General features: G+C 34.5%; 16 protein-coding genes. 5 read left to right on the top strand and 11 right to left on the bottom strand.

Annotation, left to right across the window (positions count from 1 at the left end; translation table 11 throughout):
• Window positions 1–26: 26 nt before the first annotated feature.
• Window positions 27–4,712, bottom strand: coding sequence for a hypothetical protein (locus tag CHSO_RS10370; protein ID WP_052480553.1), 4,686 nt, complete (start codon window positions 4,710–4,712; stop codon window positions 27–29).
• A 366-nt stretch (window positions 4,713–5,078) separates the two neighbouring features.
• Entirely contained in the window at window positions 5,079–5,315 is a 237-nt protein-coding gene (locus CHSO_RS10365; protein WP_045495627.1) for a hypothetical protein, read from the bottom strand.
• Between the two features lie 557 nt (window positions 5,316–5,872).
• On the opposite strand from CHSO_RS10365, the gene CHSO_RS10360 reads away from it, so the two are divergent.
• The gene (locus tag CHSO_RS10360; protein ID WP_045495626.1) at window positions 5,873–6,268 is read left to right on the top strand and encodes a hypothetical protein; all 396 of its coding nucleotides are present in this window, start codon (window positions 5,873–5,875) and stop codon (window positions 6,266–6,268) included.
• Between the two features lie 4 nt (window positions 6,269–6,272).
• Here CHSO_RS10360 and CHSO_RS10355 read toward each other — a convergent pair whose 3' ends face one another.
• Window positions 6,273–6,893 carry an alpha-ketoglutarate-dependent dioxygenase AlkB family protein gene (locus CHSO_RS10355; protein ID WP_045495624.1) on the bottom strand — a complete coding sequence of 207 codons (621 nt, stop codon included), beginning with the start codon at window positions 6,891–6,893 and terminating at the stop codon, window positions 6,273–6,275.
• 129 nt (window positions 6,894–7,022) lie between these two features.
• A complete protein-coding gene (locus CHSO_RS10350; protein WP_045495622.1) occupies window positions 7,023–7,799 on the bottom strand; it encodes an XRE family transcriptional regulator in 777 nt (258 codons plus the stop codon).
• 61 nt (window positions 7,800–7,860) lie between these two features.
• On the opposite strand from CHSO_RS10350, the gene dinB reads away from it, so the two are divergent.
• Both dinB and CHSO_RS10340 read left to right on the top strand, forming a co-directional pair.
• Complete coding sequence (gene dinB, locus CHSO_RS10345; RefSeq protein WP_045495620.1) at window positions 7,861–9,003, top strand: DNA polymerase IV; 1,143 nt, start codon at window positions 7,861–7,863, stop codon at window positions 9,001–9,003.
• A gap of 7 nt (window positions 9,004–9,010) precedes the next feature.
• Window positions 9,011–12,145, top strand: coding sequence for a DNA polymerase III subunit alpha (locus tag CHSO_RS10340; protein ID WP_232509176.1), 3,135 nt, complete (start codon window positions 9,011–9,013; stop codon window positions 12,143–12,145).
• 151 nt (window positions 12,146–12,296) lie between these two features.
• On the opposite strand, the gene CHSO_RS10335 is transcribed toward CHSO_RS10340, so the two are convergent.
• The 3 genes from CHSO_RS10335 to CHSO_RS24985 all read right to left on the bottom strand — a co-directional run bounded on the left by CHSO_RS10335 (window position 12,297) and on the right by CHSO_RS24985 (window position 16,591).
• On the bottom strand, window positions 12,297–13,922 hold the full coding sequence (locus tag CHSO_RS10335) for a tetratricopeptide repeat protein (protein ID WP_045495618.1): 1,626 nt from the start codon (window positions 13,920–13,922) through the stop codon (window positions 12,297–12,299).
• Between the two features lie 631 nt (window positions 13,923–14,553).
• On the bottom strand, window positions 14,554–14,991 hold the full coding sequence (locus CHSO_RS10330) for a helix-turn-helix domain-containing protein (protein WP_316932465.1): 438 nt from the start codon (window positions 14,989–14,991) through the stop codon (window positions 14,554–14,556).
• Window positions 14,992–15,223: 232 nt separating this feature from the next.
• Window positions 15,224–16,591 carry a tetratricopeptide repeat protein gene (locus CHSO_RS24985; RefSeq protein ID WP_052480552.1) on the bottom strand — a complete coding sequence of 456 codons (1,368 nt, stop codon included), beginning with the start codon at window positions 16,589–16,591 and terminating at the stop codon, window positions 15,224–15,226.
• A 507-nt stretch (window positions 16,592–17,098) separates the two neighbouring features.
• Here CHSO_RS24985 and CHSO_RS10320 point away from each other — a divergent pair.
• Window positions 17,099–17,851, top strand: a complete 753-nt coding sequence (locus CHSO_RS10320) for a hypothetical protein (RefSeq protein WP_045495610.1) — start codon at window positions 17,099–17,101, stop codon at window positions 17,849–17,851.
• Window positions 17,852–17,951: 100 nt separating this feature from the next.
• Complete coding sequence (locus tag CHSO_RS10315; protein WP_045495608.1) at window positions 17,952–18,212, top strand: hypothetical protein; 261 nt, start codon at window positions 17,952–17,954, stop codon at window positions 18,210–18,212.
• 361 nt (window positions 18,213–18,573) lie between these two features.
• Here the strand turns inward: CHSO_RS10315 and CHSO_RS10310 are convergent, their stop codons facing one another.
• From CHSO_RS10310 to CHSO_RS10295, 4 genes are all read right to left on the bottom strand, one after another.
• A complete protein-coding gene (locus CHSO_RS10310) occupies window positions 18,574–18,990 on the bottom strand; it encodes a transposase (protein WP_045495606.1) in 417 nt (138 codons plus the stop codon).
• A gap of 149 nt (window positions 18,991–19,139) precedes the next feature.
• Window positions 19,140–20,249 (bottom strand): hypothetical protein, encoded by a 1,110-nt coding sequence (locus tag CHSO_RS10305; RefSeq protein ID WP_144428894.1) that lies wholly within the window; start codon window positions 20,247–20,249, stop codon window positions 19,140–19,142.
• A gap of 23 nt (window positions 20,250–20,272) precedes the next feature.
• Complete coding sequence (locus tag CHSO_RS10300) at window positions 20,273–21,118, bottom strand: hypothetical protein (protein WP_045495602.1); 846 nt, start codon at window positions 21,116–21,118, stop codon at window positions 20,273–20,275.
• A gap of 22 nt (window positions 21,119–21,140) precedes the next feature.
• Window positions 21,141–22,151 (bottom strand): hypothetical protein, encoded by a 1,011-nt coding sequence (locus CHSO_RS10295; protein ID WP_045495600.1) that lies wholly within the window; start codon window positions 22,149–22,151, stop codon window positions 21,141–21,143.
• Window positions 22,152–22,303 lie beyond the last annotated feature (152 nt).

Raw genomic sequence — 22,303 nt, 5'->3', positions numbered from 1 at the left:
TTGAGTTATCGGATAAAGCTTCAACTTTATTTGAATTCATAGTTAATTTGTTTTTCAGTTCCCTGTTTGTCTCCCGGTAAGATATATCTGGCTTTCACATTATACTTTACATAAGGAATCGTTCCGAATGTAGATTCCAGTAAAGCATTAATGAGTGGAGATCTTGAAGTTTCAGGAGAGCCTACATATTTGGATGCTGCTTTAGAAACAAGTTCATACCAGTCCGCTTTATAATAACTGAACAGGTCGTATTTGAAAGGGAAAGTCTGTTTCAAAAATGCATTCCCTTTATCATTACCCAGATACTGCATATATGAAGTAAATACCGGGAATGCATTTGTTGGTGGAATTCCTGTAAAGTCATCATCACTTTCTGCTCTATTTAATTCTAATCCGTCAAATGGATAATTATTGTAGATAAGTCCTTTAAACTTACCTGCAAAGGAATCTTCCATTAACGCAGTAAGGTTAATTAATGGCTTATTATCCGTATACTTTGAACCTGAGATCTCAGTAGCATCAAAGTATTCATCAGCATTCATATTATTCTGTAATGTAACTATATCAGAGCTTAACTTGATCCATAACGGATTGAAATTTAAAGCAGATAACTTGTCTGACAATGTATTGTATTTACTGGTTCTGAATACATAAGAAAGCCTTTCAATCTCCCCGTTTTTAGAAAGACTTTGTGCCTTCTTGATTTCCGTAGTAACAGAAACTGCTGATCCGTCATTGCTTTCTTCCGTTTTCTCGGTATTTTCTACGGTATCATTGTCAGAAACACCATTAGATCCATTCTTATTTTTTGCAATCAGTGCTAGTGTATAATCCTTCTGTTTGGTAAGATCCGGCACCTTGAAATTCACAATATTATCCGCCGTATTATAGGAGAAATTACTTTCTACAGGTGAATCTGCGGCAAACATTGTTGAAGTGCTCCAATTCGGATCATCAAACAGATAATCCTGTCCTCTTTTCAGCTTGATGTAGCCGTTATTGCTTTCGCCCTGATAATAATTTTCCTGTTCTGCTACCGGATAAGCATATTTTATATTTGATAAAGGAATAGCTTCCGGTGCTGATCCAGTGGTAAAAATACGCTCCTCTATTTCTATTGCTTTCTGACCATCAACCATTACTACTTCATACATTCCGTTCTTTTTCTCCATGAAACTTACCTGCGCTAAGGCCTTCATTGTTTTATTCGGAGGTAAAATATCATCGGAAATAAAGTTGGCAAAGTCTTTAGAATTGGCATATTCAATAGTTCCTTTAATCTCTTTACCCTGATCATCGATAATGGTCATTTTCTCCACTACTACTTTATAGGTGTGATCACCATCATCTTCAGGAATCACAATAGGTTCATTGACACGAACTCCAAAAGTAGCCTGTGGAATAGCAAAAACATCAACATTCATTTCATCTTTTTTAGGAGTAAGATCTGTAATGATCTTCATGCCACCAAGAACTGATGAATTTTCAAGGACACATTCTTCACCAAACTCCATCTTAAATCTAAAACGTCCTTTTATCAATCCACCAAGCAGATTGTAATATCCGCCAAGATATCCTCTTACCCAATATGGATTTGGCCCTTTAGCCTGTAAAAGTGCAGCCACACCAGCCTTGATGATTGGAATTTTCTTTTTGATGAACCAAAGCTTGATTTTAATCCCAAGTTCACCCTGTAAGTAAACATAAGCCTGGCCATTGGCATACCATCCATTGATTCCTATCTGGTCTCCGCCACGATTTGAACATTTGGCTTCCCCATAGTTCTTAAGCATAATATCTGTTCCCAATCCTGCCTGAAAGCGGGCATACAGGAACAATGCCGTCATATCCCCGGTATCAAACTTAAGGTGCGTCCCGAAGGCAAAACCTTTTCCATCTCCGAGGGCATTAAGATTACTCATATAATCCAGATCCTGTACCTGAAGCCCCAGAATTTCTGCAACTTCAACCGGCGGCGGCGGACTGCCCGGAATACGGGTTCCCACCATAAAGTAGCTGGAAGACTGTAAATAGAAACTATCAAAACCAACCTTAAGACCAATCATGTCACTAGGTGTACCAATGTGCATATACCATTCATCCGGTGCTATATGTACAACGGCCCATCCGGCACGGCCATTAGGGCCAATTCCTTTGATAATTCCTTTGGCAATATCAATAAATACATCTAAGCTTGCATGGAATACACTATTGTTAAAGTCATAGTTCATAGCCAGCTTAGCATAGATGGCTCCATCAATTTTTTCTGTAACAGGATATTGTTCGTCAACCATTTTGGTATCCAGAAAAGTATTGACTGTTTTATTATTTTTCAGATCCGACAGGAACTTGGAATTTCCGGTCATTTCTTTGAATTTCTTCTGGGTTCCGGCTAAAGCGTCTCCTGGAACCAGCTTAGTAAGATCAGCCATCACAACAGCTTCTCCAATAAATCCTATATTGGCCAACCCACCATTAGGATTCGTGGAAATACTGAACCCTGCCATGATATCAATAGTCTTATCCGTTGGAATGGAACCATAAATACCTGCTCTTAAAGCTAATCCAACAGTATTATCAGGTTTCAGAACCAAAGCTCTATTTTCATACGCAGGATTCATGCTCAGTTCCCGGTCAGGAATCATTCGGTAAAATGCACCTCCTGTAAACCCGGTAATCTTCAATGCAGTAGCTTGAATACTTAATCCTTTTACGGACCCTTCAAATCCCCAATACCTGAAAGTACTGTATCCAAAGGCTGCTGCTACTTCAACAGTAATTTTACTTAATGCTGTTATCTCTGCTTTAAGATTAGCTTTAAATCCATTTCCGTATAATGGATCTTTACGCATGATCTCAAGACTTCCTGAGATTTTACCAACACCAATATCTACATTGTTAAGTGCCAGCTTAGTAAGATTGAAACCATCATACTTCCATCGCTGCCTGTTATTCTCGCTTACGATCAAACCATTAATCATCATACCTCCTGTAGCAGAAAAACGCTCTTCCTGTAGACCAACGGTAACATTAAACCCTAAATTGGCCTGTGAACCGTCTGCTACCACAACAATATTGCTGATACTTGCCGGAAAGCCTGCTAATTTTTGTTCTCCTTTCACCCCAAAATACTGAACCGTCACAAACGGAGCTTTGGTCTGTAAGGTAAGCCCCTGGAATTCGATTCCTTTAAAATCGGCATCTTTTTTACTGTTAGGGTCATTATCATCTGCGGAGGAATTAGCGGCAATGGCCATACTTCCGTTAAGGATGGCTTTGGGAAGAAACTCTTTGTTTTTTACACGCATCTCAATAGAAGAACCTGCTGCAATGGTAGCTTTCGCACTCCATATATCAAAGTTAATATCATTGAGGGTTGTTACAGAAATCAGATACTGTTCTTCTGTGATGGCTCCTCTATAGCCCAAATAGTTAGGAATATTTGTAGAACTGTCATTATTTTTCTGAACCGGAAGTTGTATCTTCCCTTCCAGATTAGCCCCTACAATTTTAGAAGCGGCAAGGTCTATTCCAATTTTATCCAAAGAATATCGCCATGCATTTTCTCTATTGGTTACTCCTCGTTCTATCGGAAAAACATTATTGGCAGCAAAGCTTCCGGATACCCCGTAGGAATCAATCAAAAGATTATTGGCCTCAAAAGAAACGCGTGTATCAATATGATCTTCTGTTTTGAATTCCTGTGGAAGGCCAATATTTAGAGTCTGTACATATAAGCCTCTCCAGGATTCTGATCCTCCAATCAAATAGCCATGAGTATTGTAATATAGGGGGAACTGTACGCTGGGATCTGTCCTCAGGTCACTCAGGTCTAAAATAGCATTATTAACAAAGAAAGAAAAATAACCTTTATCCTGACTTTTAACCTGAGAAGTAATGGCAAAAGGACTGATGCTCACTTTCACCAAAATATCATTCCAATCGCTTGCTTTAAGTGCAAAATCACCACGAACTCTGTTGGTTCCGTTATTCCCAATTTCAGGGAGTACAGCTCCTTTAGCATCTAATGGGACAAGGAGATTTCTGGAAATCTGAACATTTCCTTTTAAAGAAAGCTCTTTGATTCCGTCACAATCCATTGTAACGTAAGTTTTATCATTTACGCTTTCACCATTATCTCTATTAATCCTTCCTCCTTCCAGAGTAAGCATCCACTGGTTTTGGTTAAAAGGCATATTGATATCTCCCAGCAACGAAAGTTTTGCATCACCTATGACTTTTCCGCCATAAGACAATTTTATATCTTCAGCTCCAAAAAACAATGTTTTCTTACCGTTTTCAGCTCCCTGCTGTGGTGTAGTAATTCTTGCATATACATTGATCAGAGCATATTCCGGAGTAAATTTAGCTTTGGTAACAACAATACTGTATTCTACATTAGACTTATTCTCTTTAAGCCCGATGGGTAATTCAGTAAGATCGTTAGGATTAATTGTACTTGTAAAATGTCCGCTTTTTTCAAGTTCTTTGAAAGCCCCCATTGCCTTACCAATCTCTTTGTCGTTTTCAGGATCATTTTCTACAAAGCCTGAGAACTGATCAAAAGGAAATTCGTATAAAGAATTGGTTGCAGGTTTGTTAAGGAATGAAAAGTTTTTGTGTAGTTGAAGGGAATCTTTTTTATTATATTCACTAGCCTTTGTGGGAACAAAAAGAAGGCACATAATAAAAATAAAATATATTTTCGTCATGGTTATTGTGTTTCCTGCAAAATTAGGAATTTAATTCTAACTATGATGATAAAATTATAAAAAAAACTATGTGATAGACAAAACCATACGTCTCTACAACTTGTTATTCAAAGAAATTACCACATTATTGGAATATTGAGTTCTGATATCAAGAGACAAAAGTTAAGCCCCCTATAAAGTGCCTGGGGAAATAGTCGATAAAATTCAGATACATTCTTGTTGATGCAGGCATAGAGAAAGTTTTATAGATAAAGCCCATAGTATTTATTCTTACCTTGTAAAAGTGGTAGGCTGAGATAAAGAAAAACAGACTCTTAATAAATGAGAGATAATTTCACATCAAAGACAATGGAAATAATAACTTTTTCAAATATTATACTTTTCTAACTCTTTTTGAAGTTTATCTATTTCTGCTTTCCGCGAGGCAACATAATCTTGAATATTTTTTATAATAGTATATGGGATATTAAAATTTTCAAGTGTATGATTATCTCTCTTTTTTTGAGAAAAGAAATAATCCAGTTTATCCTCATCTTCTATTTCAGATATTTTTTCATCCAAGTCTGGCTCATAAATGTCATCTAAGTTAATCTTTAAAAACAATGCTATCCTTTCTCATTCATCTTTAAAAATTCTAACATCTCCATTTTCTTTTCGCCTATAATTAGATACATCCGTTGATAAAAACATCTGCAATTTCTTTTTGTATATATCCTTTTTCTTTTCTAATTGAACGTAATTTTTCTTTTTTCATAACTTATTAAAATCATTATGTGTATCAACTATTACATTTATTACACCAACCAGAATTTCTTTTTGAAATTGAAAATTATGCAAATTATTTTTTACTTTGTAAAATAACTGTATCAAAGCTCAATAATCTGCTTATTATTATTTTAACAAGAACATTTAGAATTTCAGTTCATCCCACTTTTCAAGAACAAATTATTTTTTGTGTATTTCTTGTTTTTCAATCTTTTAATTCAATCTTTAAACTATCAATTGTTTTATTTTTAGTAGCCATAACTAATTTTGTCCTTATATTTTTGAGAGCAATTAACAAATAGTATAAAACATATTAACTAGGTATTTCATTTTTATGTTATTTATAATTAGTAGAAATTGAAAAAAGCATTTTTGCATTTACTTTGAAAATTCACATGAGACTCTTCATTTTGGGACAGGCACATATAAGTAATATTTATGTTAAAATATACTTTAATAAAGTCACAAAAGATTGTACCGATTATCTTAAGCGTGATCAAAAGAATAAGTATAGAAGCAATATTGCATTCGGATCAACTATATATGTTGGACAAGGCAATGATGCTGGTTTTGCAGAAAGTATAATCAATGGTTCTATTCTTATAGAATGGTTTTATGGCAATCATAATTATTTTGATAAAACTATTGATTCCAATATACATTCTGACGCTGTGGAAATATTAGATACAGATGATTTTTATTTTAAAGATTTCCACAATGAAGATTTTTTTTATCTAAATTTTGGAAAATATCATTTAAATGAAGAAACTTTCAAAAACAATTATCAATAAGTCTTCAGGAATCTACAGGTTTAGAAATAATTAAACGAAATGTCAGATTGATTCGTTCCTTCATTGATGTATTTGATTTTGCAATCCTGTGTTCCCAGTTTTCCTGAAGATCGCCTTTCATAATCAATAACGATCCATGAGGGAGTGGTAGGCTGTATTTGCTTTGATGATGATCCTTCTTTCTGAAATCAAAGTTTCTGGTTTGTCCAAGACTGATGGATGCAATGACAGGTCGCTTTCCATATCGACTTTCCTTATCCCGATGCCAGGCAACGGAATCATTTTGGTTAAGGTATAGATTTAACAAAACCCCATTGAATTGGCAGCCAAATTCATTTTCAATTCTTTGTTTTAATGAAAACAATTCAGGAGTCCATGGATTGGTTGGCTTTTTATCTGCTTCAGAATCATTATACTTTGAATCACCATACCAGGCCGTTAATCTTGGAGTAAGTACCATCTTATCGTACATTTTTTGAGTACGTTGTTCCCAGGGAGCGGTTTCTAATAATTTATTTTTAAGCAGATCGGCTTCTTCCCCGCTCAGGAAATTCTCTCTGTATTCCAAAAGGTCTTTTGGAAACTCATAAAACTCTTCTGCATCAAATAAACTAAGCTGACTCATTGTAGTTTTTTCTTTAAATTATTTAACTTTGTCTTATTCCGTTTCTTCGGAATAATTTTTTTCATCATTTGTGTTTTTTAGCTTCCCTTCGGGGAAGTTTTTTGATTATGCCATGTACTCAAAATGAATTCAATTCTTATCTCCCATTTTTTCTTTGATCTGTCTGATATCAGTTTTAATTTCTGTGATAAAGTTTTGAATATGATGTTCTGAAAATTCATCAGGTTCATATTCTTTGGTATTAATACTACAGGCAAATTCCCAGATTTCTTTAATTTCAGGTAATGCTATCTTATAAGGCTCATAAAATTGATTGTCAGCTTTTACCCAGATACCATCTGCTTCATGAAACTGAAATCTTTTGTAACTGATACCATCATTGGTGGTAATGAAAACATACGTTCTGTCCGTTTTCAAATCCGAAAGATTTTCTACATATTTTCCCACGATATAGGTTCCGTTCTTATAGGGTGGCATTGAATCTCCGTCAGCCGGAAATGCCCTGAACTTACCTCCTTTTAAAAAAGGTAATGAAATGGTCTCCAGACTTTCAATGTATTCCGGATCTCCATAGCCATTCAAGTAGCCCATAGAAGCTTTTTGGGGAATAATCTCAATCTGATTGTTTCCATCTTGATCAACCCTTATAGGCAGAACAATCCTATTCTCAGGAAGCTCCATGAGTTCATCGATAGAAAATTTTCTGACATCTACAGTCAACAATAGGTCGATACTAATGTTATAGAATTTAGAAATTCTAAGCAATATTTCAATAGGAGGTTCTGTTCTGCCATATTCATAGGCGACATATCTGGATCGGGTAAGAATTAATAGATCTGCCAGTTCTTGCTGAGTCATATTTTTCTTTCCCCTCAAAAACACGATGTTATCAGAGAATTTTGACATTGTTACAATTTTAGACAACAAAAATACAAAATATGTTTCAAAACGTAACTAATTTTGTAACATGGAAAGAGCAATTGTACATATGGATTTAGATACGTTCTTTGTTTCCTGTGAAAGGCTGAAAAACGCTGAGTTGGAGAAAAAGCCTGTGATCATCGGAGGTGGAGACCGTGGTGTTGTGGCGTCCTGCTCTTACGAAACCCGTTTTTTTGGAGTAAGGAGTACAATGCCGATCAAAATGGCTTTGCGGCTATGCCCCGAAGCTAAAGTCATTAAGGGAGATATGGAAATGTATTCCAATATGTCCCATATGGTAACGGAGATTATTCAGGAAAAAGTACCTGTTCTTGAAAAGGCAAGCATCGATGAATTTTATTTGGATCTTTCCGGAATGGATCAGTTTTTCGGATGTTACAAATGGACACATGAAATAGCGGAAAGCGTGCAGAAAAATACAGGTTTACCGATAAGTTTTGCTCTATCCACTAATAAGACCGTATCCAAAATCGGAACCGGAGAATCAAAGCCAATCGGAAGATTGGAAGTGAAACAGTCTGACATACAGCCGTTTTTAAACCCGCTTTCGGTAAAGAAGATTCCTATGGTCGGAGATGTAACCTTTCAACTGCTCTCAAGACTGGGGATCAGAACGATACAAACACTTTCTGAAATGCCTGTTGATGTGCTTGGGCAGCTGATTGGTAAAAACGGATATGAACTTTGGAAAAAAGCACATGGAATTGACGAAGCCCCTGTAGTTCCTTACTCTGAACGAAAATCCATCTCTACCGAAGATACTTTTGCTCAGGACACCATCGATATTCAGGGTATCCAAAGTATACTCTCTGGAATGGTTGAAAAACTCTGTTATCAACTTCGTGCAGAGAAATGGCTGGTATCGGTAGTGGTGGTAAAACTCCGCTATGCCAATTTTGATACGGAAACCAAGCAATACAGAATTCCTTACACCTCAGCTGACCATACCCTGCTTAGGTATGTTTTAGAACTCTTTAAAAAAGTATATACCAGGCGTATGAGAATCAGGTTAGTAGGAGTAAAGTTTACCGGACTGGTTCACGGATGCCATCAGATGGATCTCTTTGAAGATACGGAAGAGTTGATATCTCTGTATCAGACAATGGATAAAATCAAGAACAGGTTTGGGGCAACAAGTGTAGGAAGAGCTTCAGGTTTATTAAAATAAGTACAAGATGTTTCTGAATTGTCATTCTTATCACAGCCTTCGGTATGGAACCATTTCTATTAAAGAACTGGTTGATCAGGCTGTACATTTTAATATTAAAACCCTGGCTCTTACAGACATCAATACCATTACCGGGATCTATGATTTTTATAAGCTTTGTCAGGAGTATAATATCAGACCGATCGTCGGAGTGGAAATACGGGTTCAGAATGAACTGTATTATATCTGCCTGGCCCGAAATCAGAAAAGCATTGCAGAAGTCAACAGGCTTTTAACAGCTTATAATTGTGATGGCATTGAAATTTCTAAAGCCAATCCTGATTTTAAAGATACTTTTGTTATTTACCCTCTGGAGAATATTCCGGAACAATTATCAGATCATGAATTTATAGGTATCAGACAGAACCAGCTCAACCTTTTGATTCAACCGGAATTGAAACCGTTCATCCATAAAATGGTCATCCTGCATCCGGTTACCTTTACCACTCATGAAGAATATGAGCTTCATAAAATACTAAGGGCTATCGATCACAATACATTGATCAGTAAACTTACAGAAGCTCATTACTGTAAAGACAATGAAATGTTTACGGATAAAAAAGAGCTTCTGGCTCAATTTTACCATAAGCCACAAATTATTGAGAACACAAAATATATTGTCAATACCTGCCATTTTGATTTTGATTTTTCAACCCCTAAAAACAAAAAAAATTTTACGGATAGCAGGGAAAATGATTTTGAGCTTTTAAAAAAGTTAGCGTATGAGGGACTTTCAAAAAGATACTCCGAAGATAATCTACAGGCAAAAGCAAGAGTGGACAAAGAATTAATGGTTATTAAGCAGCTTAATTTCTGTGCCTATTTCCTGATCACTTGGGACATTCTCCAATACAGCAACCGGATGGGATTTATGCATGTAGGAAGAGGCAGTGGTGCCAATTCCATTGTCAGTTACTGCATCGGAATTACTGATATATGTCCTCTGGAACTGGACCTATATTTTGAGAGGTTTTTAAACCTCAACCGTAAAACACCTCCTGACTTTGACATTGACTGGAGCTGGCAGACCAGGGATATCATCCTGGAATATATTTTTGATAAATACGGAAAAGATCATGTTGCCTTCTGTGGAACCAATGTTGAATTTAAATACCGTTCTATTTTCCGAGAAGTAGGAAAAGTTTTCGGTCTTCCGAAAGAGGAACTGGATACGCTCGCAACAAAACCGATCCACGAACATGATAACAATTCGGTATCCAGACAGGTTCATTACTACGGAAAATTGTTGGAAAAGTTTCCTAATCAGAGAAGCATGCACTCCTGTGGGATTCTTATATCAGAAGAACCCATAACCAATTATTCTGCACTGGAAATGCCTCCCAAAGGTTTTCCGATTGTACAGTTCGATATGTACACTGCTGAAGAAATTGGTCTTGAAAAGTTTGACATTCTTTCACAGAGGGGTTTAGGTACCATTAACGACACAGTAAAACTGGTGAAGGAAAAAAAAGGTATTGATATCGATATCCGGGATATATCTCTCTCAAAAGATGAAGCCCAATGCAATGAATTCTTAAGTTCCGGAAAAACCATCGGCTGTTTTTATATTGAATCTCCAGCCATGAGGGGGTTGCTCAGAAGGCTTAAATGTGACAATTACAAAGTCCTGGTAGCTGCCTCGTCTATCATACGTCCCGGTGTTGCCCAAAGCGGGATGATGCGGGAATATATTTTCAGGCATAACAATCCCTCAAAATTTGAATACTTCCATGATGTTTTTGAAAAAGAACTGGGAGAAACCTATGGCATTATGGTGTATCAAGAAGATGTTATTAAAATTGCCCTGCACTTCGGAGGATTATCCGCCCCTGATGGTGACGTCCTGAGACGGGCCATGAGCGGTAAAGGCAGGTCTTTATCTGCATTACAGAAAGTAAAAGATAACTTCTTTGAGTCCTGTAAAAGATTAGGACACCCCGAAAAGTTATCTATGGAAGTATACCGTCAGATCGAATCTTTTGCAGGATACTCATTCTGTAAAGCACATTCTGCTTCCTATGCTGTGGAAAGCTATCAGAGCTTATACCTCAAGGTCTATTATCCTATCGAATTCATGGTCTCCGCTATTAATAACGGCGGAGGTTTCTACAGAACGGAAGTCTATATTCATGAGGCTAAGATGTCGGGAGCTACTATCCATAATCCCTGTGTCAATTTAAGTGAATACCAGACAACGGTTTATGGCTTGGATGTGTATTTGGGATTGATGCATTTTGAAAAACTGGAAACAAGGTTAGCACAGCTGATTCCTGAAGAAAGAACCCAAAATGGAGAGTATACTTCCTTGGAAAACTTTGTGAAAAGAATTCCTATTGGCATCGAAACACTACAAATTTTAATCTTTATCGGAGCATTCCGCTTTACCGGAAAACAGAAGCATGAGTTGCTGATTGAATCAAGATTTCTCCTGGGACATAATAAGGTTCCTTTCAGACATTTGACTTTACTGGAAGAACCTCAAAAGGATTATAAGTTACCTAGTATAGAAAGAAATAAGTTTGAAGATGCTTTTGATGAAATAGAAATATTAGGATTTCCTATTTCATTCAGTCCTTTTGATTTATTACAAACCCGCTACAGAGGTTCTGTTTTGGTAAAAGATTTATTGAAGTTTCATAAATGTCAGGTTAAAATGCTGGCATATCTTATTTCAAGAAAGCATGTACCCACCAAAAAAGGATCGATGTATTTCGGTACCTGGATTGATGCTGAAGGAGAATATTTTGATACCGCTCATTTTCCAAATTGTCTTGAAGAGTATCCTTTTCAGGGAGGAGGCTGCTATCTCTTATTAGGAACGGTAGAGGTCGATTTTCACTTCCCCACTGTTACCATCCATAAAATGGCCAAAATGCCTTTTATTCCGGATCCAAGATATTCAATGGATAAAGAAAAATCATTGGAAGCTCAGCGTAATTTGCATGAGGATGTTAGTATGACTTTTAGAAAACCGTATCCCCAGGAACATGAAATTGGATTGCCAAGGCGGAAAACACATAAGCTATTATCAATTACTCATGTTAACAACACATTAATAATAATTATTCCTATTTTTTCGGAATATTTTTTTGCAGTTATTTGATAAAATAAATATCATAGCAGATCAAATTCAAAATTGGTAGACTTCACTGTTTTTGAAAACCTATCCTTTAAAAAATTATAAAACTTGAAATTTGTATAGTTATTTAATTATGATGGAAATTAATAAATAGAAATTAAAATAGTAAAAATAACTATTGCAAATACGTTGTATTTTCTTTTTTTAGTTGCCCTATAAAATAAGAAGGAGTCATTCCCGTTTCTTTTTTAAAAATAACCGCAAAAACTTCTCTGGATGTGAAGCCACATTGTTCTGCTAAATAACTGACCTTATATTCTCTATATATAGGATTTTTATAAAGTTTATTAGTGATATAGCCAATTCTTAAACCATTAATATAATTATTGTAGCTTTTTCCTTTATGTTGTTTTATAATTTCAGATAAATATCTGGGGTTTGTATTCAGTTCACTAGCAAGAAATGTAAGGGTAAAGTCTTTTCTTATAAATTTCTGTGAGTCTTCAATTTTATTCAGCTTCAACAGAATATTATTTATAGTATCATTTTTAATAATAAGACCTGATGTTTTTTCATTGGGATAAGTGGTACCTCCATTATTTTCTATGACCAGAACTTCAGCTGATATCTTATTTTCTTCAGCAGATTCTGATTTTTTTAAGTTTTCAATGATCTTCTCATATTTTAGATGTAAGTTATGGTTTCTTTTTTTCCAATAAAGCCACCCTCCTGACATTGAAAGCACAAGTAAACCAGCACCCGTTATCATCATTCTATTCATCAGGCTTCGGTTATCGTTCTCTTTTTCAGACAAAATATGTTTCACAGGGGTATTGATCGTTTTCTTTTCTGCATTTACAATACTATCATTCAACTTGGTAAATTTCTCCATGTATTCGGAAGATTTTCCTTTATTTCCCTTCTCTACATAGGATTTGAACATAACTTCATATATATCTCTACGGATATATGGGAAACTGAACTGTTTTTCCATGATAGCAGCTTCCTTAGCGTACTGTATGGCATTGTCATAGTTTTTCTGATCAAAATACAGCCATGCAAATTCATTTAAAACCAATACCTCGGTTTGTATATTTATTGAGTAATTCTTATTTCTGCAAATTTCTAAAGCTTTGGTAAAATGATTTTCCGCTTTTTTAAGGTTTCCTTTTGCCACACTGGTCATCCCAAGATTCATATAAGCTCTTGAAATTAAGTAATACTTTCTGTTTAGATTTTTTTTATCGGAGGTCATTTTTAATGCTTCATTTAAACTTTTTTGTTGATAAAAAATTACAGAGTCTATAGGTGTGTTAATATGGGCCATATAGGTTGCCATCCCAGTATAAATAAGAGATCTATAATAAAACCTGGAATCAGAAGATTTAATTTTTTCAGATATTTCTAAAGCTTTATTAAAATTTTTTAAACTTTCGTCATTGAAACCCAATTCAGTATATGCAGAGGCTCTGAGTCTAAATGTATTTGATAAATTTTCCATATCTTCCATGCTTTTTGATAGAAGTTCTGCTTCTTTGCTAATTTCAATTACTTTCTTGAAATTTCCCACATCAAAATACTTTGTCAGTTGAATCATAATACTGCCAAGCATTCCTTTTTTATAATCAATTTTTTTAGCTGAATTATAGCATTCTATTGAAAGCTCAATCGTTTTTTTAGGATTTGTACTATTTAGTTCCTTTAGCGCATTAATTTTTTTATCCAACTCCTTTTCAGATAAAGATTGCGAATTGATAGCTATAAAAAAAAAGCACAGGATGGAGAAGATAAAATTTTTCATAGTTACTAATTTTATAACATACAATATAAACATTAATTTAAAAATATTAGTTTAAATTTTATGTTACATTTTCGTAAGTTATCACACAACAAAATACAATTGACCTTCTCAATTACAAGTAGATAAAATGGCAAAACTCCGTTTTGATTCATTATAATTTCTGAATAGAAATAAACCGAATACCAAGATTATCTTTGCATAAAATAATGTAAATTAAGTATAAAAAAGAACAATAGATGTGGATGATACAATTGCTGCAATAAGATTATTTTTATATTGATTCTAATCTCAAAATCAACACTTTTGGCTCAAGTATCATGACACCGGAAAAAATCATTTCCCATATTAATGAAGGTCTTTGAAATTATAATAATTCCTAATTTCTTTTACGCTATGCCAATCAAAATTTCAATTAAAACTCAATAGAAACTTATTGTGCTTAAGGTTTGTCTTTTTAATTGTTAAATATAGGAAACCTCGCTTATTTTATTATTGGCCAACTGCTCAATCCTAAAACTATAACTTCTAAAACCATATAGAAATTAAACTATATGTGTTGTTTAAAATATTCTATATTTCAGCAAAAGAATATTATTGTTCAACATTTAGTCTATCATTTGTATTCTTCTCTCTATTCATTATACTTATTCAGCCATTTGTAAAGGGTTGTTTTGGGTATCCGGTATTTACTGATGACCTCTCCCCTGGTCATTTCACCTTTATTGATTCTATTGATAATAAATTCTATAATTTCTTTTGTATAAATATTTTTACGAAACTGAAGTTCTTGAATCTCAACCTTTTTTTTGGTTCCTGTCTGGCTATATACATTAGCCGCTGGAGGAGCATATAAAACCAAATGCTGGGAATACAATCTGAAAAAATCATATTGTAATAGCTGAGACCATTTGATTAAAATATCCGTACTTACAGTATCTGAACCATACATTTCCTCAATATTCTTAGCCTCACAATTAAAAAAATTACACAGACGTTCTATTTCTATATGATTTTCTTTTACACTGTTCTCAAGTAATTGCCCAATTTTAATTTGTTTTAAATCCATCATAAGTTCATTTGTTTTATCATTTGTCCATTGATTCTGTTGGCTAAATATTTTATATCTAAAATGTATATCACTGGATCTATTTAAAGTACAACAATATGACTTTAGAGTAATACAGAAAAAAGAACCTGGTAATAAATTCTGAATACATCACGATAAGTGATTAAAGTCTTTCTTTCAGACTCCATCAATTAATCATAATAACATAATATTATTATTTGTCAAAACATTAGAATTAATCTAATGAAAGACCATCCTGCATAAACTTATCATTTAAACTGCTGATAAAGTATGAAGGAGTAATTCCTGTGTCTTTTTTGAAAGTAACAGCAAAAACTTCTCTTGATGAAAACCCACATTCATCAGCCAGATAACTTATTTTATACTCTCTATAAATAGGATCTTCAATAAGTTTCGTTTTAATATAAGCTATTCTTAGGCCGTTAATATAACTACTATAACTCTTTTTTTTATGCTCCTTTATAATAGCTGAGAGATATCGCGTATTGGTATCAAGGTCGCTGGCCAGAGAGCTGAGACTTATGTCTTTTTTTATAAATTTCTGAGATTTTTCGAATTTAGCAAGCTTATCCAAGATCGACCTCGTTGTATAGTCAGGTATATGTATATTTTTTTCATGGGAAACTTTCAAAGGTTCATTTGGCTCTGCCGTACTATTTCCTGCGTCTGCAATATCAGGTTTATATAACTTTTTCCATACAACGATACAGATTATAAGAAGAAGAATAGCAAGAAGAATAGCAAGAATAATCCAGATTACAATATTATCCTGTTTCCTTTCCGTGTTATCCTCTTGTTTTCCGATTATAGATTTTTCCCCATTGATATCCGCTACATTCTTCTCTACATTTACAAGGCTGTCATTGAGCTGAATGTAAAGATTGGTGTATTTTCTTGCGAGTGCTTTCTTTTTTAATGATGAATATGTTTTAAAAGCAATTTCAAAAACGTCTCTGCGGACATAAGGCATACCTACCTTTTTTTCTTCTCTTTCTGCCTGAGCTGCATAGTGTGCAGCTTTATCATAGTTTTTCTGGTCATAATATGTCCATGCTAATTCATTGAGTATACTTACTTCAAGGTCTTTATGAATATGATACTTTTCATACTTACAAATCCCCAGCGCTTTTGACAATTTATTGATAGCTTCTTTAGTATTTCCTAAAGCTATATTCATCATTCCCAAATTCATATAAGCAACAGCCAAAGTTTGGTATTTTTTATCCTGAAAATCTTTATGGTCATCAATACTCATAGCGCTTTCCAGGCATTCATTCTGATAATACATTACTGAATCAATGGATGCATTCACATGAGAGAAATAGGCTACAAAACCCTTATATACAAGAGCTTTCATGTAATTTTTATCATTTTGAGATTCTAGATTATCTGCAGTCTTAAGGGCTTTTTTTAATTCTCGAAAGCTTTCATTATCAGCATTCAGTTCAAGATAAGCAGATGCTTTAAGTCTATGAGAATTAACCAGTATTGTATCATTTTTACCAGCCAATTTTTCAATCTCATTACATATTTCAATTGCTTTTTTAAAGTTTCCAATCTCGCAATATTTATTAATAAGCAAGCTGCTAATTGTAAGTATTCCTTTTTTGTCCCTACTATTCCTCGCGATTCGATATATATCCGTAGAGATAGCAATTATTTTATGGGGATTATTATCAGGAAGGTTTTGAATCTTTTTAATTTCTTCTTCAATTTGGGATTCATTTATTGACTTTAAGCTTGTAAAAGAGAGTATACAAAACAAAAAAATCAATTTTTTTTTTCTATCATTGGTCGTGTTTGTGTTAACAAATTAAATCATAACCTATTGATCTATACAAAAGAACAATGTGAGTTTTTCATAATTCAACTCGTATTTAATCAATGTTAAATATTTAGTATTCAAATAATTAAATACAATATTATTCCTATTGGATTGATTTATTCTTATTAAAAATATTTTCCGAAAAAAATAGGACATATTCATAAATCATCTTGTGTTAAATTTTCTATAGCAGAGATAAACACGTAGGTTTGCAGACCTGTTAATCACAGGCAGGTTAAACACCGAACTAAAAAACAACATAAAATGAACAAAAAATTATTGACTGCTTTTGCTGTCTCATTATGCTTTTCACTTTACGCTCAATCCAATAGTGTAGGTGTCAGCACTTCCACTCCCACCGAAACTTTAGACATAAACGGTACAGAAAGAATAAGAGAGCTTCCGGTAGACGGAACTTCAAATGTTATCTATACTAAACCGGATGGAACAAAATCCGTTAATAAAGACCAGTCTTTCAAAGCTCTTAAAACTCTTGTAGCTGATGCTAATGGTGTACTAGGTTCCGTAAACTGGATGCCTGCACAGCCTTTCAAAGTTATTAGCGGAGCCGATGGTTTGGATGCCGTACCAAATACCAGTACAATATCTGCCGTAAACGGGGAGCTAACTACAACACCAGTTTTAGCAACAAAAACCTTTACTCTGTCTAAAAAATCAATGGTTACATTTTCCTATAACATTTCCGCTTCTGATATACTAAAAGCCAATGGAGGCACTCTTTTGGACGGTACTTCAAAAAAAGTGGGTGCTAAATTGATTTTAAACTCAAAGGACATTATCGATTCCGGAATTCCTTTTACCAATAGCGGTGAGAAATATGCCTTTGGTTTTTTTTACCTGAACGGAAACAGAAGCATTATATTAAACGAAGGCACCTATACTGTTAATCTGGTTGGTAACGTATTTGCCTACATTGGTGATACTGTAGGAATAAGGGCCACCTTTGGAGCTACTTCTACAGATCAGTTTGATATTATTGCAATACCTGTTCAATAATTTATCCTGCCTAATCGAAAATTATATTTCTTTAGAAAACAAAATACAATATAACATTCATTATTAACATTCATTATTAACATTTTAAAAATCATTTACGATGAAAAAAACATTATTCGCAGGATTATTACTTGCAACATTAGGAACCTCAAATATCAGTGCAAAAACACTAAATATTAAAGAGACTGAAACAGCACAATGCTATAGACAAGTATGCACACTAATTACAGTAAAAGAAGGAAATTGTAACGTTACTTATAAAGTGACAAAAACTTATTTCCTTTGCTTTGTTGTTTGTGAAAACAGAACTGAAGTAAAAAGAGACTGTTCAGGAGGTGGAAATGGCAAAGTTACAAAGTAATTTTTAAGTAATCATCAACAAACAAATTTTGTATAAGAAAGGAGACTCAAAAGGTCTCCTTTTTCTGTATAAAACGTTGTTTATTTAACATTTTTTTGATATCCGTCTATATTACCTATTTTTCCATTTGGTTATTGTATTTCTGATCAGCTTAAAGTGATAGGCAAGCTGCACCTTATTCAGGTTATTATTTTTCTGATATTCCAATATTTCGAGGATATCATTGCTGCTGTGGGATCTGTATCTTTGATTAAAGGTTTCTATTAATTTATCTGCCTATCCAAAAAATTTTTAAATTCATTTATTCTCTCTGAATATTTATCAGAAAGGATATCGTGATATATCCTTTTAGAACTAGGCATTAATTGTTGTATTTTTTCACCCATTTGTATAGTGTTGTTTTAGGTATTCCATAATCATTTATAGCTTCACTACAGGTTTTTTCTCCTTTATTGATCTTTTCAAGGATAAAATCTCTCATCTCCTTAGTATAAATGTTCTTACGGAATTGAGGTAATTGAGTGTTTACATTTTTATTTTGTTCTTTTTTAAACGGACAATAAAGTATTAAATGCTGGGAATAAATTCTGAAGAAATCATACTCTAATAACTTACTCCAACGCAATAATGTATTGGTATCCAAGTTTTTCTCATTATACATGCTGATAACCTCTTCTTCAGAACATTTGAGAAAACTACAGATACGAGACATATTTATCCCGCTCTGCGCAACCGTTTCTTTAATTAATACCCCAATATTTATATTTTCTAAATTCAAATCAAGTGTTTTTTAAGTATTGTTATAAATAGCATTTCTACATCTGGAAAATGACCACAGCATTTGATTTTTTCAAAACCGTGGTCATATCAAATCAATATAATTTGCTGAATAAATATTCTTTGCTATTTTCAGCTTTTAGAATACGCTTACAAATCAATTTGTCTTTTGCTTTCCGCAAGGATATTAATTGAATTAATGAGGAATTTAAAGCTATCATTAAGCTCTCCGCTGGCCGCTGCGTTAGTTGTTTGCTGTGCATAAAACGGAAAACGGTAATGGGAAACAATTTTAAATTGAACATCCGTATTGGCTGGTATATCCACCCCGCCGGCCAATGTTATTCTTAAAGGAACCCCTTTAATATATCGATTATTGCATGTGATTCCTGAGTGTGACCACGTAGATCCGCTATCTGTAGAATAAATTACTTCATAGAACACCATAGCCCCCCCCTGGTCATAACCATCCACATCACTTCCGTTTTGATAGAGACGATCTTTTTTTCCGGAATAAGATAATGTACCACCATGATTCTCCCAATCCGCAGTTAATGAACCTGAATTTAGCCATTCTCTGTTATAATTTGAATTCAATGCAGCAGCTGTAGTATATCCGTAATTGGGAGTAGCAACTGATAAAGTTCCATTAAGATAAGTAGGGATAACATGTCCGAAAATAAAAGCATGAATGAATACTTTCTGATTAAAATTAACTCTTAGATTAAAATCTGTGTTGGGAACAGTTGCATACCCGGACATTTTGGTGTTTCCATTGGGTAGATCACTACAATTGGTTACTGCACTACCTGAGGCCACCAAAGGAATTGTTTTGCTACCGCTATGCATACATCCTGTAAGATTGGTTGTAATGGCATTATATGCAGCATTAGGCTTACCTCCGAAAGGCGGTAAAATAGTATAAACTCCAGCCTGCAAATCATTATAATCCGTTACGTTCCACTTTTTAAAAAGTACATCTGATATCGTAGCTTTTGCAATATTAAGCTTCTTTACCTTTCCTTCCGCATCAATTATTAAAGGCCTGCTTCCTGGAGTAGGCTCATTCTTAAAGGGAAAGTTTGTGATCTTTAAAGGAAGAGCTCCAGTTTTAGGGTCAATTTCCAACCCGAAATTTGTTGACGGATTGCTATTCATCCTAATCGGATCGTTTGACATTAACACCTGAGCTCCTAATGTTGAACACACAGCTGATATTAACACAGCCATAGTTATATTGATTTTTTTTAATAGTTTCATTTCAGTGTTTTTTAAAAAATTAATTAAGGTTTTGCCCATCCTGATAAAGACATCAACATTAATCTAGGCGTCCAGGAATGGTTTCCCGAATTAAAATTACTATAAGAATAAGTATTAAGATCTCTGGGAGCATTATTCATCAGTTTATATTTTAGCGTAAGGACATGTTCTCCCGGTGCAGAAACCATAACAGCTCCCGACAGATAAGTTTGCCAGTCCAGGGATTTAAATACCTTATCTGTAACAACAATCCCCGTTGCAATGCCATCCAGAAAAACTTCCGCTGTTACAAACTGAAAATTTCGTATTAAAACAAAATCGCTTGCTGTTAATCTCCCGTCTCTTTCCTGTTCATTGGTATTGGGATCTACTCCTAATGGGATATCCAGAGCAGAAAGAGAATAAACAAAAGGAACATTTTTATTGGGTATAGCAGTTGTAAATACAATCTTACTTACATTATCTATATTTATATCCTGAAGAGTTCCATTGATATTTTCTTTATAGCTAACCGAAGGAAAGTCCTGATAAACTGAAGTGGGAGAACTCAGTAGCTTCGCAGGCCTCTGCACACCAGATGTGCCATAATCTATCCCATTAATACCATTTGAAAACCAAGAAATTGTAGACACCTGTTGGTTAGCAGTTTTAAATCCCTGAGAGGCATAAACATGACCTTCAGGATCTATATAAAGCTGAGCAACAGAGGAACCTGCAGTTCGGGGAACATCGTCCAGCTTCAAAATGTTTGTATCGGGTGTATTTTTTTTTACCTCCAGTATTTCCTGAGGATTTGTAACTCCTATCCCTATCTGAGCAAAAGCAGCCGAACCAAGAGAAAGCAATACTATTGAAATATTTTTTTTCATAATTTATTTTTTCATTGTATTTTTATTCATGATATATTCCTAAGCTATAAGACCATGCATGGGTGTCAGCACGCATCCCATCCCATCCCATCTCTACATTGGGAGCTCCAGTCCCCAACCAATTCTCATCTGAACAATCCATCCTTTCCATTTGAACAATAGTATAATAACCAGGATCTACATTTCTGATAACACCAGATATGAAATAATTCCCAGAATGCACTCTGGGCATAGTAGCGTTATATGTTTTAAGTGAAATATAAGGTTCATTAGATGATGCTGTATTTACAAGAGTACCTGTACTTGAATTATAACTGGGACTGCTGAGCTTTACCAGACCTAATGATTTTGCACGACAAGTCTGTAAACCGGTTCGTGATGCTGCCGGAGATTCTCTGATAGCCTCATCTGAAAGTGTACTGGTTACAAATACATCCACAGGAGAATCACCCTCTATGATGAATATTTCTGACCATTGCCCCTGCCAACTCTGTACAGGAGCTCCCCTACTGTCTGAAAATGAATTTAGATTATTGATGGTTATATTAAAGTTTTCTGAAACACTGGAAATGGTAGCTCCTGAAGTATTCTGATAAGGTAAAATCCATCTCCCGCTATTGGTTTCCAATCCTGTGTTTATTCCCTGCGAACCATAACCACTATAACCTACTCCATCTGCGTACCACCATCCAAAATGCGGGTTAAGTTTATTCGTGCCTGTAACATTTCCATTGGTAATTGAAGTTTTGGGATCATCATACAAATGATTACCATAAGTTCTGTAACCCAGAGAAAGCTTGGTTGCAATAACTTTAGAATCTTGATTCACTCCAAGAACATTATAAGATTCTCCTTCTGCAAAAGAAACTTCTTCAAGATCATTCAGTTTCATAATATAAGATGCATCAGTTTTACCGGGGCCCCTTATTTCTAACATTACTGTAGGATCCGGTGATGCTGTATTAATACCGACTTGGGCATAACTACAAAGGGAAAAAAAAGTTATCCCTAAAGCATAATAGTTTCTTTTCATTGTGTATAAATTTTAATTTGTATACGATTTCTTTAAGAAATGTGTCATAATCCCCCGTGAGAGGGCTGGGAAAATAATATTCCCAGCTATATATTAAGACATTTGTGTTTTGTTTCAGAAAATACAATTATATCTGATTTTCTAGATGAGTG

This window comes from Chryseobacterium sp. StRB126, assembly GCF_000829375.1.
Classification (GTDB): Bacteria; Bacteroidota; Bacteroidia; order Flavobacteriales; family Weeksellaceae; genus Chryseobacterium.
Note: the sequence above shows the minus strand (reverse complement) of the source record. Positions and strands in the feature narration are given on the sequence as shown.